Here is a 260-nt window from a genome sequence, read left to right as displayed (position 1 = left end):
CTATGTAAATGTAGACATAGAAAATTATATACCAGATGCTATAGAGATTCATTCAACCAATATAGGTAAAGATGATGAGCAAAACATCAAAAATCTGGCAAAAAGGTTGAATACTAGATTAATAAGTAATTCTGACGGACATGATTCCAAACATGTTGGTATTTATTATAATGATTTGGATTATACACCACAAGATGATGCTGAATTAGTTGAGATATTGAAAGCAGGTAAGTATACTTGGTGCGCAAGTATACTTACCT

1 protein-coding gene is annotated in these 260 nt (G+C 31.2%); it reads left to right on the top strand.

Going from position 1 to position 260, the window contains the following annotated elements:
• Positions 1-260 (top strand): PHP-associated domain-containing protein (locus AACQ14_RS24015; RefSeq protein WP_339366063.1); only part of this gene is annotated, 260 nt, incomplete at both ends.

Origin of the sequence: Vallitalea maricola (assembly GCF_036985595.1) — a bacterium.
Taxonomy (GTDB): domain Bacteria; phylum Bacillota; class Clostridia; order Lachnospirales; family Vallitaleaceae; genus Vallitalea; species Vallitalea maricola.
The sequence above is the reverse complement of the archived record's forward strand: the minus strand, read 5'-3'. Positions and strand labels throughout refer to the sequence as shown.